At 59.5% G+C, this 15,101-nt stretch carries 13 protein-coding genes; 3 read left to right on the top strand and 10 right to left on the bottom strand.

What is annotated here, in order from left to right; all coding sequences use genetic code 11:
- Positions 1–7 precede the first annotated feature (7 nt).
- Positions 8–796, bottom strand: a complete 789-nt coding sequence (locus ACYZTL_RS04725; RefSeq protein ID WP_461950801.1) for an alpha/beta hydrolase — start codon at positions 794–796, stop codon at positions 8–10.
- Positions 797–1,718: 922 nt separating this feature from the next.
- Between ACYZTL_RS04725 and ACYZTL_RS04720 the strand changes: the two genes are divergently transcribed.
- Positions 1,719–2,663 carry an aldo/keto reductase gene (locus tag ACYZTL_RS04720; protein WP_461954257.1) on the top strand — a complete coding sequence of 315 codons (945 nt, stop codon included), beginning with the start codon at positions 1,719–1,721 and terminating at the stop codon, positions 2,661–2,663.
- Positions 2,664–2,674: 11 nt separating this feature from the next.
- Here ACYZTL_RS04720 and ACYZTL_RS04715 read toward each other — a convergent pair whose 3' ends face one another.
- From ACYZTL_RS04715 to ACYZTL_RS04680, 8 genes are all read right to left on the bottom strand, one after another.
- Positions 2,675–3,478, bottom strand: coding sequence for a 2OG-Fe(II) oxygenase (locus tag ACYZTL_RS04715; RefSeq protein WP_461950800.1), 804 nt, complete (start codon positions 3,476–3,478; stop codon positions 2,675–2,677).
- A 60-nt stretch (positions 3,479–3,538) separates the two neighbouring features.
- A complete protein-coding gene (locus ACYZTL_RS04710; RefSeq protein WP_461950799.1) occupies positions 3,539–4,366 on the bottom strand; it encodes a glycosyltransferase in 828 nt (275 codons plus the stop codon).
- 67 nt (positions 4,367–4,433) lie between these two features.
- Positions 4,434–5,321, bottom strand: coding sequence for a YghX family hydrolase (gene yghX / locus ACYZTL_RS04705; protein WP_461950798.1), 888 nt, complete (start codon positions 5,319–5,321; stop codon positions 4,434–4,436).
- Positions 5,322–5,477: 156 nt separating this feature from the next.
- Positions 5,478–5,879, bottom strand: coding sequence for a heme-binding protein (locus ACYZTL_RS04700; RefSeq protein ID WP_461950797.1), 402 nt, complete (start codon positions 5,877–5,879; stop codon positions 5,478–5,480).
- A gap of 20 nt (positions 5,880–5,899) precedes the next feature.
- The gene (gene glcF, locus ACYZTL_RS04695; RefSeq protein ID WP_461950796.1) at positions 5,900–7,117 is read right to left on the bottom strand and encodes a glycolate oxidase subunit GlcF; all 1,218 of its coding nucleotides are present in this window, start codon (positions 7,115–7,117) and stop codon (positions 5,900–5,902) included.
- 3 nt (positions 7,118–7,120) lie between these two features.
- Positions 7,121–8,185, bottom strand: coding sequence for a glycolate oxidase subunit GlcE (gene glcE / locus ACYZTL_RS04690; RefSeq protein ID WP_461950795.1), 1,065 nt, complete (start codon positions 8,183–8,185; stop codon positions 7,121–7,123).
- Positions 8,185–9,684, bottom strand: coding sequence for a glycolate oxidase subunit GlcD (glcD, locus tag ACYZTL_RS04685; RefSeq protein ID WP_461950794.1), 1,500 nt, complete (start codon positions 9,682–9,684; stop codon positions 8,185–8,187). Before glcD ends, glcE begins: the two co-directional genes overlap by 1 nt.
- Before the next feature lie 620 nt (positions 9,685–10,304).
- Positions 10,305–12,068, bottom strand: coding sequence for an L-lactate permease (locus ACYZTL_RS04680; protein WP_461950793.1), 1,764 nt, complete (start codon positions 12,066–12,068; stop codon positions 10,305–10,307).
- Between the two features lie 181 nt (positions 12,069–12,249).
- On the opposite strand from ACYZTL_RS04680, the gene ACYZTL_RS04675 reads away from it, so the two are divergent.
- Entirely contained in the window at positions 12,250–12,486 is a 237-nt protein-coding gene (locus ACYZTL_RS04675) for a hypothetical protein (protein ID WP_461950792.1), read from the top strand.
- A gap of 184 nt (positions 12,487–12,670) precedes the next feature.
- Here the strand turns inward: ACYZTL_RS04675 and ACYZTL_RS04670 are convergent, their stop codons facing one another.
- Positions 12,671–13,099, bottom strand: coding sequence for a nuclear transport factor 2 family protein (locus ACYZTL_RS04670; protein WP_461950791.1), 429 nt, complete (start codon positions 13,097–13,099; stop codon positions 12,671–12,673).
- A gap of 893 nt (positions 13,100–13,992) precedes the next feature.
- Between ACYZTL_RS04670 and ACYZTL_RS04665 the strand changes: the two genes are divergently transcribed.
- Complete coding sequence (locus ACYZTL_RS04665; RefSeq protein WP_461950790.1) at positions 13,993–15,093, top strand: polyamine ABC transporter substrate-binding protein; 1,101 nt, start codon at positions 13,993–13,995, stop codon at positions 15,091–15,093.
- Positions 15,094–15,101 lie beyond the last annotated feature (8 nt).

Here is a 15,101-nt window from a genome sequence, read left to right as displayed (position 1 = left end):
GAGTGAGCTACAACCCGTCCTCCATCAGCTTCAGGTATTCGGGACTGTCGGAGATCGAGTTGTGCCCCACGCCCGGAAGGACCTTCAGGGTGGCCACACCTTTGGCGAAATGTTCGTAGAGTTGCTCGGTGCTTGAGCGCGGGATGACTTCGTCCTGTCCGGCCGCCAGCAGCAGCGTCGGTATCGAGATATGCGCAGCGTATTTCCACGATTCGAACTTGTCTTGCAGCAGCCACTTCACCGGGAAAATCGGGTATTGGCGGACGGCGAGGTCCTCAAGGCTGTTGTAGGGTGTGATGAGGATCAGCCGCGCGGCCGGGCGCTGGCTGGCTAGGCGCACGGCGACGCCCGAACCGAGGCTGCGGCCAACCACTGCAATGTGCGGATGTGTGTCGTAGACCTTGTCGAACAAGGTCATGGCATCGCGGGAAATTGCCTCTTCTGATGGCGACCCGGTGCTACCGCCGAAACCCCGGTAGTGCAGTAAATAGAGCGCGTGGTCGGGGAACGCCTGGGAGAACTCCGGCAGGTTTCGCGAAACGTCCTCGGCATTTCCACCAAAATAAATCAATGCATTTGGCCCGTCGTGCGGTCTGACGGTGACTTGCACCTGTGCGTCCGCCACCGATAGCGTGAGCAGCGTTTCAGGCGCCCCGATCGCGGCGGGTTGTGGGAAGTAGATCAGGGCGCGCTGGAACACGAACAGCGCGACACACAGCGCCAGGTACAACGCGGCAATGATGAGGACGAGATACATCAGGGGGCGCGACATTCGGCTAACGTTAGTGGAGGGCATTGACTGCTCTGGGCCTGACGACCGTGACGGCTTGATCGCTGTCAGAGTGTAGTTGAACGGCAGCGGTGCGCCTGGCTTTGCGGATGGTCTTGGTATTTTTGTGGGAGCGACGGTGCGACGAATCGACTTGCTCGCGATAGCGGTGTATCAGGAGGCGAGTTTTTTATGGTGTGCATATCCGTTGCTGCGGTAACGGCCACTTATGGTTCCGCTTTTACAGCGGGTCACTTGGAAAAGCGCCAAGTAACCAAGCGCTTTTGCCCCTTTCGTTCGGTGCCTCGCCTAGGCTCGGCATGCCCTCGCTCCGGTCCTGCTCCGTGGGCCCGCCGCGATCGGCCATCCATGGCCGTGCGCGGCTAACCCGGCATCCATGCCGGGTTGCCCACTGCGCAGAACCTGCGCTAGGCCTCTCGAGGGGGCGGGCACCGCAACAGCACCGCGAGGCGGCCTGCCAGCCGACCTGGTTTCAGGTGTACGCGTTCCCCTGTGGGAGCCTGCGATGGGCGCCAACGATAACGCGGGCTGTCTGAATGAACGCGGTGTCCGGTCGTTTTTCGCGAGCAAGCCCGCTCCCAATATGAATTGGCGTGCGCTTTGGCTTTTCACCACTCAACAGGTCGAGCGTTAGCTCGCCTGCAGCTTTTGATCTTGATGCACCGCCCCCTCGAGGGCATGCCGAGCCACCGCGAGGCACCGAACGAAAGGGGCAGAAGCGGCGTTTTTCAAGGTAGTTGTCGCGCCAACTGTTTTGCTATGCCGCTGCTCACCAGCGCCTGCGACCTTGTTGTATTTCGAGCCGGGACGAATTGTCGCCGGCAGCTATTCTGTTGTAGCGAGCAGAAGTATGGCCGTGCTGGTGATCGTGCCGTTTGCCGAGCAGCAAGTGCAAAAGGCCAACAGCCAGCAATGGAAGGACAAATCCATGAGCCACACTGATGGATACACGCGTCGACAAATACTCACGCTGGCTGCCGGTGCTTCGGCGGTGCTCACTTTAGATCCGGCCTTTGCAGCCACCGCGCCGTCGAAGGAAACAGGAGGCAAGAACATGCTGACCCGCACCATTCCTTCCAGCAACGAGCCATTGCCCATTGTCGGCGTGGGCACCTATCGCGGCTTTGATGTCGCGCCTGCCGATCCGGCCTACAAAAACCAGCCCGCCGTCCTCAGTGCGTTGTTCGAAAAGGGCGGGACGGTGATCGACAGCTCGCCCATGTATGGCCGCGCCGAGCAGACCACCGGTGAACTGCTGTCGATCCACAAACCGCGCTCACCGGCGTTTCTGGCCACCAAGGTGTGGACCTGTGGCCGCGAAGAAGGCATCGCGCAGATGGAGCAGTCCTTCAAACTGCTGCAGACCGACCGGATCGACCTGATGCAGATTCACAACCTGCTGGACTGGAAAACCCATTTACCAACCCTGCGCCAATGGAAGGAAGAAGGGCGCATTCGCTACATCGGCATCACCCATTACACGGCGTCGGCGTATGACGAAGTGGAAGCGGTGCTGAAAGCCGAACCGCTGGATTTCTTGCAGATCAACTATGCGCTGGACGATCGCGGCGTCGAGAAACGCATCCTGCCACTGTGTCGCGAACGCGGCGTGGCAGTGATCTGCAACCGACCGTTTGGCGGCGGTGATTTGCTTGCCCGGTTGAAGGGCAAGCCGCTGCCGGGTTGGGCCTCGCAAGTGGGCGTCATCAGTTGGCCGCAACTGGCGCTCAAGTTTTTGCTGGCGCATTCGGCGGTGACCTGCGTCATTCCCGGCACGGGCAACCCGCGCTACATGGCGGAAAATGCCGGTGCGGGGTTCGGTCCGATGCTGACCGGCGCGCAGCGTGAGCAGTTGATAGACAGGGTGGGGTAGAGCCGCGACTGTCAGTTCTTTTTCCTGATGATTTTGTTGAGGTAGTACTTGAGGCTCAAACGATCCTTGGGCCTTGGCTTGTAATGGGTCTTGTTCCTTTGTGTGGGATCAGCCGCCACGGTAGCTGCGGTGTAGTAATAAAGCGCGATGGACCGGCGCGTGATGTGGTCCGGGGTCGTTAAAGGCTCCGGGTGGCCGTGGTTGCTGTCTTTGTCGGTGTTGAAAATGACACAGCGGTTGTAAATCGGCAGGACTTTTTTAAGGCAGGTTTTCATCTCGACATCCCATAGTTCCAGGTTGCCGCCATACGCCTCTTGCCAATCCTTGTTCAAGTAAATAATGGCATTCAGTCTGCGCTCGATATTCAGCTTCTTGTTGAGCCTGAAATCCGAATGCACACCCAGAAAGCCGCCCTTTTTCGTTTCATGCAGTCCGCCGCCGGTAAAGTAGGGGTCGGGTATCAAGCCGTCGATGCCGGTGAGTTTTTCAAGAAATTGCAACATGGGCGCCGAGTTGAAGGCGTTGAAAATCGTCTTCAAATAAGGATCGCATTCGTTGGGGCTGATTTGCCGTTTGTGTTGCCCCTTGTAGCCGCGTTCGTAGAGCATTTCGTTGCTGGTCGGCTCGACGGGAAAGTGCGAGCAGATACTGGCAACCAGCTCTTGCGGCAAGAAGTCGTCGATGACGATGTGCGGGAAGGGGGTGGCTTTATTGTAATTATCCGCCAGTGACTGTCCCAACGAGGTGGCGGCCTGTTGGTCGAAATCAAGCTCCGGGGTAACGGCGATGGGCAGTGTCTGCGTGATGGGTGTCATTAACGCTCCAATAAATTATTCATAACGACCTGGTGATACCTTCCGGCAGCGTCGTGCGCATTACTTCCTTTGTGATGACGAGACGTGACCGACGTCGTTGTTCAAGCGCTTGAGGATGTCGTTGTACATCTTCGTACGTCTATGCGTTGTTGCGTAGCCGCCAGCGGCCGCGACGGTGCCGGCCTGAATATGGTCGAGGTAGCTGAATATCTGGCGTGGCGACAGCAGTTCAACAACATAGCCCAATTCGGTCATGCGCTCCTGAAGGGTATAACCGGGTACGCGATCATCCATCAGGAAGTGCATGCCGTGCTGTTTCATCAGCTTGCAGTTCCATAAGGTACAGAAGCTTTTCAAATACACTTCCCTGTAGGGCTTTGGCTCTCTGGAGCGTAATCCAAGGGACAGTTTCAGGCGTCTGACATGGTGTTTTACCAATCGTGAGCTAAAACGCCAGAGGGTTCTCGTTGTGCCGCGGTTGAGCTGCTCTACACAACCGACGGCGACGACCTTCGGGTCTTTGATGCATTTGTTCAACATCATCGAAAATACATTTTTGTCGAAAATAAACGTATCCGTGTGCAGTAGAAACAAATAGTCGGTTTCAACGCGTTCCAGCGCCATGTCGAGTGCTTTGCCATGCGCTATATGGCCGTGCTCTGGTCCGGGAGCGGTTCGCTCGATCAGATTGATCCAGTCCAGAGTCCGCAGATACTCGGTGCTTTCATCGGCGGAATCGTTGTCTACCACCCAGATCGGGATGTTGCTGCCGCCCAGGTGCTGACGCAACAAGTCCAGGCAAATTCTGGTGATTTCGATGGTTTTGTAATTGACCAGAACAATGCTGAAGGGTGGAGTCTTTGCCAGTAAAAAATCAGTGTCATTCATGGGACTCGACTCCTTGTAAAGGTGTGGGAGCAGCTATAAAAATTAATATTCACTCCTCGCGCCCACGCTAAACCAGATAACGCCGAAACCACCCCAGTGTTCTGTCCCAGGCCAGTTTCGCCGAGGCATCGTCGTATCGAGGCGTGGAGTCGTTGTGGAAACCGTGATTGGCGCCTGGGTAGATGTAGGCTTCATAAGTCTTGCCTGCCGCCTTTAAAGCTTGCTCATAGGCCGGCCATCCTTCGTTGATGCGCGTATCCAGTTCACCGTAATGTAGCATCAACGGTGCCTCGATTCGGGCGACATCCTTCGCCTCTGCCTGCCGGCCATAAAAGGACACGGCGGCGCCCAGTTCCGGATAGGCAACGGCCGCAGCATTGACCACGCCACCACCGTAACAGAAGCCGGTGATCCCGACTTTTGCGTTGGTAACATCGTGTTTCATCAGCCACTCGATGGCGGCGAAAAAGTCATTCATGAGTTTTTCCGGGTCAACGGTGGCCTGCAACTCCCGACCTTTGTCATCGTTGCCGGGATAGCCGCCCACCGAGGTCAGTCCATCGGGAGCGAGAGCGATGAAACCGGCCTTGGCCAACCGCCGTGCGACATCCTCGATGTACGGGTTGAGCCCGCGGTTTTCATGCACGACCACTACTGCCGCCACCTTGCCGGTGGCTTTGGCCGGACGCACCAGATAACCGCGAACCGGTCCGTTGCCTTTGGGGGAGGGGTAGGTGATGTACTCGGCGATGATGTCCGGGTCGGTGAATTCCACCTGTTCGGCGAGTGCATAGTTTGGACTCAGAGCGGCAAGCAAGGCGCTGGCCGTCAAACCGCCCAGGGTGAACAACGCCGCACGGTCCAGGAATTCGCGCCGGTTGATCTTGCCGTGGGCATAGTAGTCGTAGAGTTCGAGCAGCTCCGGGGCAAAGTCTTTCGCAGTGAGACGGATCATCGGTGCGCTTCCTGTTGGGCGTTGGTCGATTCCTGTTAGTTAAGCGTATGAAGAGGATTATTGTAGGAGCCAGGCTTGCCGGCGAAGGCAATTTCACGGGCGCCTTCGCCGGCAAGCCTGGCTCCCACGGGTTTGGCGTATGCTCCTACTCGCGAATCAGTGCAAACACTGCGCCCCAACCCTTGCCACTTGCGCATCATGCTCGGCTTTTACGCCGGACACCCCGACCGCGCCGACCACCTGATCGTCGACGATGATCGGCACGCCACCTTCCAGGGATGTCAGCAACGGCGCCGACAAAAACGCAAAGCGACCACCGTTGACCATCTCTTCATAACCTTTGGACTCACGCCGACCCAGCGCCGAGGTGCGGGCCTTTTCGGTGGCGATGTAGGCGCTGATGGGCGCGCAACCGTCGAGGCGTTCGAGGGCGAGGGGATGGCCGCCGTCGTCGACGATCACGATGGTCACGGCCCATTGGTTGTTCTGTGCTTCGGTGCGTGCGGCCGCGAGGATCTGGCTGACTTCGGCCTGGCTCAGGACGGCTTTGCTTTTCATGGGGATTCTCCGGTGGTCGGTCAGGGCAGCGCGGCTTCGACCAGTTCGATCCAGTGCCGGACCGGGGTTCGGCCGGCACCGTCGAGGTGGGACTGACAGCCGATATTGGCCGTGACAATAACGTCGGGGTGTCCGCTTTCCAACGCGTTCAGCTTGTTATCGCGCAGTTGCCGGGACAGTTCGGGTTGGGTGATCGAATAGGTGCCCGCCGAACCGCAACACAAGTGGCTGTCAGGCACGGCCGTGAGGTTGAAACCGAGGCGAATCAGCAGCGCTTCCACCGCGCCGCCGAGTTTTTGCGCGTGTTGCAAGGTGCAGGGGCAATGGAAGGCCAGGCGCTGGTCGCCGTGAACGCCGAGTGTTTCCAGCGGTTCGTCGCGCAACACTTCCACCAGATCCCTGGCCAGCGCGCTGACCCTTTTCGCCTTCTCGGCATAGGCCGGATCGCGTTCGAGTAAATGGCCATAGTCCTTGATGAAGGCGCCACAGCCACTGGCGGTTTGCACGATGGCTTCGGCGCCGTTCTCGATACTCGGCCACCACGCATCGATGTTGCGCCGGGCGCGGTCGAGTCCGGCAGCCTGTGCGTCGAGGTGATAATCCACGGCGCCACAGCACCCCGCCTCACTGGACGAGGTGACACTGATGCCCAACCGGTCCAGCACCCGCGCAGCCGCTGCATTGGTGTTGGGCGACAGGCTCGGCTGCACGCAGCCTTCAAGCATCAGCACCTGGCGGGCGTGGCGGGTGACGGGGCGAGGCCGGGAGAGATAAACATGACGAGGCAACTTGGCCTGCAAGGTGTTGGGCAGTAGCGCCCGAAAAACCTGACCGCTGCTGACCAGCGCTTTGAACAGTCCCGGATTGGGCACGACGCTGCGCAATCCTTCGCGCAACAGGCGTTGGTCGAGGGAACGCGGCACCGCCGCATCGACTACCGCACGGCCAATGTCGAGCAAGTTGTGATAATCGACGCCGGAGGGGCAAGTGGTTTCACAATTGCGGCAGGACAGGCAGCGGTCCAGATGCTGCTGGGTTTTCTGTGTGACCTCGTTACCTTCCAGTACCTGTTTGATCAGGTAGATGCGGCCCCGCGGCCCATCCAGTTCATCGCCGAGCAATTGATAAGTCGGGCAGGTGGCATTGCAGAATCCGCAGTGCACACAGGTGCGCAGGATGCTTTCGGCTTCTTCGGCGCGGGGCAGGTTCCGGGCGGTTTCGCTCAGTGTCGTCTGCATGGTTCAAAGCTCCGCGTACAGGCGTGCGGGGTTGAAGATGCCCCGTGGATCGAGTTGTAGCTTTAGGCTGCGGTGGTAGCGCATCAACGCGGCCGGTAACGGCTGGAACGGGCTGTCGATCAGGCCATGGCTGTAGCAGGTCACGTGACCGCCAACCTCTTCGACGACCTTGCGAATGAACGCCGCTTCAGCGTCAGACTTGAGCCAGCGCTGGGCACCGCCCCAGTCGATCAATTGCCGGCCGGGCAGGGACAACCGCGCCGTGTTGTGCGGTACGGACAAGCGCCAAAGCGGCTGACCCTCATCGAAGAAGCTCAGCCGATGTTCGTTGAGATCCGTCCAGTAAGCAGCGTCCAACAACTCGCCACCCAACCGGTCGTGGGCCGCCGCCACGGAACCTTCGCCACCTTCCAGCCGCAAGTGCAGTCGCTCGCCGTCGTGGCACGCGGCGCTGATCGGCAGCGGCTGCTGACCCCATTCCGCGAGGCGCAGCAAGGCGCGTTCGCTGTTCATTTCCAGGCTGATGCTCAGGCACTGCCGTGGTTTGGGCAGCACCTTGAGCGAGACTTCGGTGATCACGCCAAGGGAACCGAAGCTGCCAGCCATCAGACGCGAAAGGTCGTATCCGGCGACGTTCTTCATCACTTCGCCGCCAAAGCGCAAATGCTTGCCATGCCCGGTGATGACCCGTGTGCCGAGGACGAAGTCGCGCACCGAGCCTGACCACGGTCGCCGTGGTCCCGACAACCCGCAAGCGATCATCCCGCCGACCGTGGCGTCGTCGCCGAAGGAGGGCGGCTCGCAGGGCAACATCTGCTGCGCCTCGTCCAGCACTTGTGTCAACTCTGACAAAGGCGTACCGCAGCGGGCGGTGATCACCAGTTCGGTCGGGTCATAGCTGACGATGCCACGGTGCGCGCGCGTGTCGAGGACTTCACCCGCGACGATACGGCCCAGAAACGCCTTGCTGTTGGAACCCTGAATGCGCAGCGGCGTGGCGTTTTCCAGCGCCTGGTTGACCTGCTCCAGCAGCACGGCGCTGTCATCGATATCCCGTTCACTGCGCATCAGAAACGCTCCAGCTCAGGGAAGGGCAGCTGACCCATGTGCACGTGCATGGCGCCAAACTCGGCGCAGCGGTGCAGGGTCGGAATGTTCTTGCCCGGATTGAGCAAACCACTCGGATCGAACGCGGCTTTGACGGCATGGAACACGGTCAGCTCATCGCTGTTGAACTGCGCGCACATCTGATTGATTTTCTCGCGGCCCACGCCGTGTTCGCCGGTGATGCTGCCGCCGACCTTCACGCACAATTCGAGAATCTTGCCGCCCAGGGTTTCGGCGCGGTCGAGCTCGCCGGGTTGATTGGCGTCGAACAGAATCAGCGGGTGCATGTTGCCGTCGCCGGCGTGGAAAACGTTGGCGACGCGCAAGTCATACTCGGCGGACAACGCCGCAATCGCGCGCAGTACGCCGGGCAACTCTCGGCGCGGGATCGTGCCATCCATACAGTAATAATCCGGCGAAAGGCGACCCACGGCCGGGAAGGCATTCTTGCGCCCGGCCCAGAAACGCACGCGCTCCGCTTCATCTTTGGCCTGACGCACTTCGGTAGCGCCCGCGTTTTCCAGCACCTGGCGCACGCGGTCGCAGTCGTCGTGCACATCGGCTTCGACGCCGTCGAGTTCGCACAGCAGAATGGCTTCGGCATCCACCGGATAGCCGGCGTGGATAAAGTCTTCGGCGGCGCGAATCGCCAGGTTGTCCATCATTTCCAGGCCACCGGGAATGATGCCGGCGGCGATGATGTCACCGACTGCGCGACCGGCCTTTTCGACGGAATCGAACGCCGCCAGCAGCACCTTGGCGGTCTGCGGTTTGGGCAGCAGTTTGACCGTGACTTCGGTGATCACCCCGAGCATGCCTTCGGATCCGGTGAACAGCGCCAGCAGGTCGAAACCGGGCGAGTCGAGGGCATCGGAGCCCAACGTCAGGTGTTCGCCGTCGACGGTCAGAATGTCGACCTTGAGCAGGTTGTGCACGGTCAGACCGTACTTCAGGCAATGCACGCCGCCGGCGTTTTCAGCGACATTGCCGCCGATGGAACAGGCGATTTGCGAAGACGGGTCCGGCGCGTAGTACAGGCCGAACGGCGCGGCTGCCTGGGAAATCGCCAGGTTGCGCACGCCCGGCTGGACCCGTGCAGTGCGGGCGGCGGGGTCGATGTGCAGGATGTTGTTGAAACGCGCCATCACCAGCAGCACGCCTTTTTCCAGCGGCAATGCGCCGCCGGACAAACCGGTGCCGGCGCCACGGGCAACTACCGGGACCTGTAACTTATGACAGAGTCGCAGCACGCCTTGCACCTCGTCGAGATGGCGGGGCAGCACCACCAGCAGGGGCGTGGTGCGATAAGCCGAGAGTCCGTCGCATTCGTACGGCTTGAGCTCTTCCTGCTGATGCAGCACTTCCAGGCCTGGCAAGCGGGTTTGCAGGGCCCGTAGCAGTGCGGACTTGTCGACGTCGGGTAGCACACCGTCAACGCGTTCATCGTAGAGAATGTTCATGGTCGTTTTACGATACTCCGTTCATGAAAGCCCGGGCAGTGGGTTGTATCCCTTCGGTTTGTTGTTCAAGCGTATGGGTGTATATCCATTGTTTTGGTGATGGCTGCTGGCGGTTTCGCTTTTACAGCGAGTTACTTGGAAAAGCGCCAAGTAACCAAGCGCTTCTGCCCCTTTCGTTCGGTGGCTCGCTAAGGCTCGCCATGCCCTCGCTCCGGTCCTGCTCCGTGGGCCCGCCGCGATCGGCCATCCATGGCCGTGCGCGGCTAACCCGGCATCCATGCCGGGTTGCCCACTGCGCAGAACCTCCACTCGGCCTCTCGAGGGGGCGGGCACCGCAACAGCAAAAGCGAGGCGGCCTGCTAGCCGACCTGATTTTGGGTGGACGCATTCCCCCTGTGGGAGCTGGCTTGCCTGCGATGGTCGTTAACGATTACGCGTGCTGCCCGGATGCCCGCGTTGCTTGGATGTTTTTTCGCGAGCAAGCTCGCTCCCACAGGTACTCCCCCTTGCCGGTGCCGGTGCCGTTGCTTTGGCTTTTGCGGTACACGCCCCCTCGCGAGGGCATGCCCGGGGGAAACCGCCAGCCGCCATCACCGAAGAAACGGATATGCCCACTTCGCTCAATGCCCGCCCACGACCATATGACTGAACGGCGCCACATACGCCTGCAACGTCACCAGCCCACCCACCAGAATCGCCAGAATAATGGAGTGGAAGAACACATAACGCAGGATTTCCCCTTCATGGCCGTACCAGCGCGTGGCGGTGGAAGCCACCACGATCGACTGGGCGTCGACCATCTTGCCCATGACCCCACCGGAACTGTTAGCCGCGGCCATCAAAACCGGGCTAAGACCCAACTGCTCGGCAGTCACGCGTTGCAGGCCGCCAAACAGCACGTTGGACGCCGTGTCCGAGCCAGTCAGCGCCACGCCGAGCCAGCCGAGCAGGGTGCCGAACATGGGATAGAAAATCCCTGTCGCCGCGAAGGCCAGGCCCATAGTGGCGTCCAGTCCCGAGTAACGGGTGAGGAAACCGAGCGCGAGCATCGCGACGATGGTAATCAGCGAGTAACGCACCACCCAAATCGTGCGCAGGTACTGCTTGATCAGTTGCGGAATGGAATAGCCCATCAACAGCCCGCCAAGTATCGCCGCCAGCAAGATGCCGCTGCCGGTGCTGGTGAGCCAGGTGAACTTGTAGACCGCGTCCTCGGTTTTAGGCGCAGGCACCACCGGCGGGACCTTTTCGATTTGCTGATGGATCGTGCCGAAGGTGACGACCGGGGCAAAGATCGGGTTCGCTTCGCGCAGCGGTTTGCCTTGGGGGTCGAGTTTGGCCGAGTGGGTGACGGGATCAATCGCCGGGCGGGTATCGAACAGGTTTTTGAAGCTTTGGGTGCCCCAGGCGAAAACGAACACCGTGAGGATGATCCACGGCATCCACGCGCGCATCACAGCCGGTTTGGCATCGCTGGAAAAAATCGCGCTGGCGACGGGTTTTTCATCATGCTCATCGGCAATTTTCGAGTTGTCGACGCGCCCGGACAGTGCGGCGGAGGTGTGCACAGTGGCGGGTTTCCACACCCTGAGGAAACCGGTCAGGCAGGCCATGGAAATCAGCGCGGCAATCACGTCCACCAGCATCGGCCCGTGATAGTTGGACACCAGGAATTGCGGCACGGCAAAACTGACTCCGGTGACCAGGATGGCCGGCCAGATTTCCAGCATCTTGCGCCAGCCGGCGAAGGCCCAGATCAACCAGAACGGCACGATCACCGAGAAAAACGGCAACTGCCGACCGACCATCATCGACAGCTCCATTTCATCCAGTCCGGTGACCTTGGCCAGCGTAATGATCGGCGTACCCAGGGCGCCGAACGCCACCGGCGCGGTGTTAGCGATCAATGCCAGGCCGGACGCGGCCAGCGGCGAGAAGCCCAGACCGATCAGAATCGCCCCGGTCACCGCCACCGGTGTACCGAAACCGGCAGCGCCTTCGAAAAAGGCGCCGAAGCAGAAGGCGATCAGCAACAATTGCAGGCGACGGTCATCGGTAATGCGCGTCAGCGAGTCTTGCAGTACTTTGAACGAGCCGTTCTCGGTGGTCAGTCGGTGCAGGAAGATGATGTTGAGCACAATCCAGCCAATCGGCAGCAAGCCGTTGGCAGCACCGTAAAGGGCGGCCGAGCCCGCCATGTTCGCCGGCATGCCGAAGGCGAAGATCGCGATGACCAGCGCCGAGGCGAGGGCGAACAACGCCGCCAGATGTGCTTTGATGTGAAAGAACGCCAGGGCTGCCAGCATCACCACGACCGGCACTGCGGCCATGATGGTTGAAATGACCGGGTTACCGAACGGATCGTAGATTTGCTGCCAGACCATGTTCCACCTCTGCGTTTCTTTGTTGGAAGTGCAGACCCCGAGGGGGCGGTGGCTTGTAGTATAGGTGGCATTGCGCCGCTGTCTTGCGCCCCGTAAATCGTGCTTTTCGGCGGTTTTGTTGAACTAAAAACAAGGGCTGCGGTACGCGTTAACCGACTTCACTACCCGGAGGAACGCAACGATGACTGAACGCCATTTGCTCCACACGGAAACGCTGTCGAACGGATGCAGCATCAAGGTCAAGGCCGAGATTCTGCGGGACGGTTCGTTGGGAATGTTCATAGGTGTCTACCGACCTGATGGCACGGCCATTGAGGAAAACGACCATCCAGCGTTGCATTTTCTCGACATGGAGGCGGCGATGGAGTGGGGGGTCGAGAAAGCCAAGGACATTGGCAACGGGCAGAGGACGTTGTAGGGCCTGGCGTTGGATTTGCGGTGTGGCCTTCGTCGGAACGCCGCCCGGAGCAAGCCCGCTCCCACAGGGGGAATGCATTTCAACTGTGGGAGCGGGCTTGCTCGCGAATGCGGTGCAACATTCAACATTGATACTGGCTGGCACACCGCTTTCGCGAGCAGTCAGGTCGGTAACCCAATAGTTGTCAGGCCTTGCTGGCAGCCAGATAAGCACCGAGGCGGCGGCCCATTTCTTCGCCTAGGGCCTGCAAGCCACTCAATGGGCGGACCATGACTTCGAACTCAACGATTTTGCCTTGCTCGTCGAAGCGGATCATGTCGATGCCCTTGAGCTCTTTTCCGCCGACCTTGGCGCTGAACTCCAGAACGACACTCAAGCCGTCCGCGGTCGACAATTCGCGGTGATAAGTGAAATCTTCAAAGACGTTAAACACCGTGCTCAGAATCATCGTGACCACCTTTGCGCCCGGGTATGGCGTGTGCGCCATCGGTGAGCGGAACACCGCTTGCGGGTCCAGCAATTCGGGCAGGGCTTGCAAGTTACCCTGGCGGATCATGTCGTGCCATTGAGTCAGGGAGGCTGCGGCGTTGGGGTGCAGTTTCAGTTCCGACATGTTCAACTCCTGTTTTGTTGTTGTTCTGAAAGCGGTGCCAATGACTGTATCTCAATGGGTCTGAAGCGCTGCTTATGGCGGTGCATTCAAACGATCAATGGCTGATGCGCATTTGCAGCCAGATAGAGACGGCCGTTCAGGTATTCAGGGAGTGCCGCTTCGGGTCAGTTATTTTCTTTGCTTCTTGTGGTACTCCGATGGGGACCAAATCGATCTAAAAATCCCGAACCGCACCGGCGACGATGTACTACGCTTGAAAATGTAGGTGAAGACGCAGACTGATGCGCAAGCGGATGGCAAGGACACGTGGGGCGCGTTCCGAAGGGTACACGGTTAGAAAGATCTCCGCGCTGAGATCCAGCCCTTATGCCGTGTGAAGCAGAAGAGCACAAAACTGTTCTGTGAGAGTCCTGATAAACCTTGTAAGCCGGAGACCAGCGCCGGCCACCTACTCGAACACCAAAGCCCGCCTTGTGCGGGCTTTGTCGTTTTCGCCCCATCTCCCGAAAGAACACCACTATTCCCTGTGGGAGCGGCGGTGCGGCGATCCGACTTGCTCGCGAAGAGGCTGTGTCAGTCGACATCAATCTTGAATGACACACCGCATTCGCGAGCAAGCCCGCTCCCACAGTGGTTCCGCGTTGCTGAAGATCCTTCTACATCCCATCAACCGGATCTGCCGGGACACCGATATTGGCCATTTCGATCTCCTTTTGGCCGACCTCGCACTATGAACTGTCCAGTTCGTCAGCAAGAATCGGAGCAGCGCTGCTGTTCCAGCACGCTCGCGATACCAAAATCAGAATCCCGTTTTCCTTGCCCTTGGCAATTTTCAAGGCCTGCCGTGTACAGAACATAAAAACCAACGAGCGACACACTTGGGGAATTCATTCATGGTCACGATGAAACGCATACTGGGCGCCACCGTGTGTGGGCTGACGCTGCTGGCCAGCGCCGTGCACGCCGAACAGCGGGAACTGCGGGTGTACAACTGGGCGGATTACATCCTGCCGTCCGTGCCCAAGGACTTCGCCGAGAAAAGCGACATCAAAGTGACCTGGGACACCTTCGATACCAACGAGTCGCTGGAAGCCAAACTGCTCACCGGCAACTCGGGATACGACCTGGTGGTGCCGTCAAACCAGTTCATCGAAACCCAGATCAAGGCCGGTGTGTTCCAGAAGCTCGACAAATCCAGGCTGCCGAACTGGAAGCATCAGGACCCGGCACTGCTCGCGTTGCTGGACAAGAACGACCCCGGCAATCAATACGGCGTGCCCTACATGTACGGCACCGTGCTGATCGGCTTCAACCCGACCAAGGTCAAGGCCGCGCTGGGCGAGAATGCGCCGGTGGACAGTTGGGATCTGGTGTTCAAACCGGAGAACATGGAGAAGCTCAAATCCTGCGGCGTCGCCATGCTCGACTCACCATCGGAAATCCTGCCGCTGGCGTTGCACTACCTGGGATTGGACCCTAACAGCCAGAACCCGGACGACTACGAAAAAGCCAAAGCGTTGATGCTGAAGATTCGCCCTTACGTCACCTACTTCAACTCCGCCAAGTACATGACTGACATCGCCAACGGCGATATCTGCGTCGCCATTGGCTACTCCGGCAGCTTCTACCAGTTCGGCAATCGCGCCAAAGAGGCGGGCAACGGCGTAGTGGTCGATTGGCGCCTGCCGAAGGAAGGCGCGCCGATCTGGTTTGACACCTTTGCGATTCCCAAAAGCGCGAAGAATGTCGAGGAAGCCCACGAGTTTCTCAACACCTTGCTGGACCCGACCGTCATCGCGCCGATCAGTGATTTCCTCGGCTACCCCAACGCCAACAAGGACTCGCTTGCGCTGATCAACAAAGAGATCACCGGCAACCCAAACCTGACGCCGACCAGCGAAGCGTTGAAAGCGCTTTATGTGGTGCAACCGTTGCCGCAAAAGCTTGAGCGGGTTCGTACGCGGGTGTGGACCAGCATCAAATCCGACAAGTGAAGCGTGCG

The organism is Pseudomonas sp. LB3P81 (genome assembly GCF_054897965.1).
This window is presented reverse-complemented; position numbering and strand designations above follow the sequence as displayed.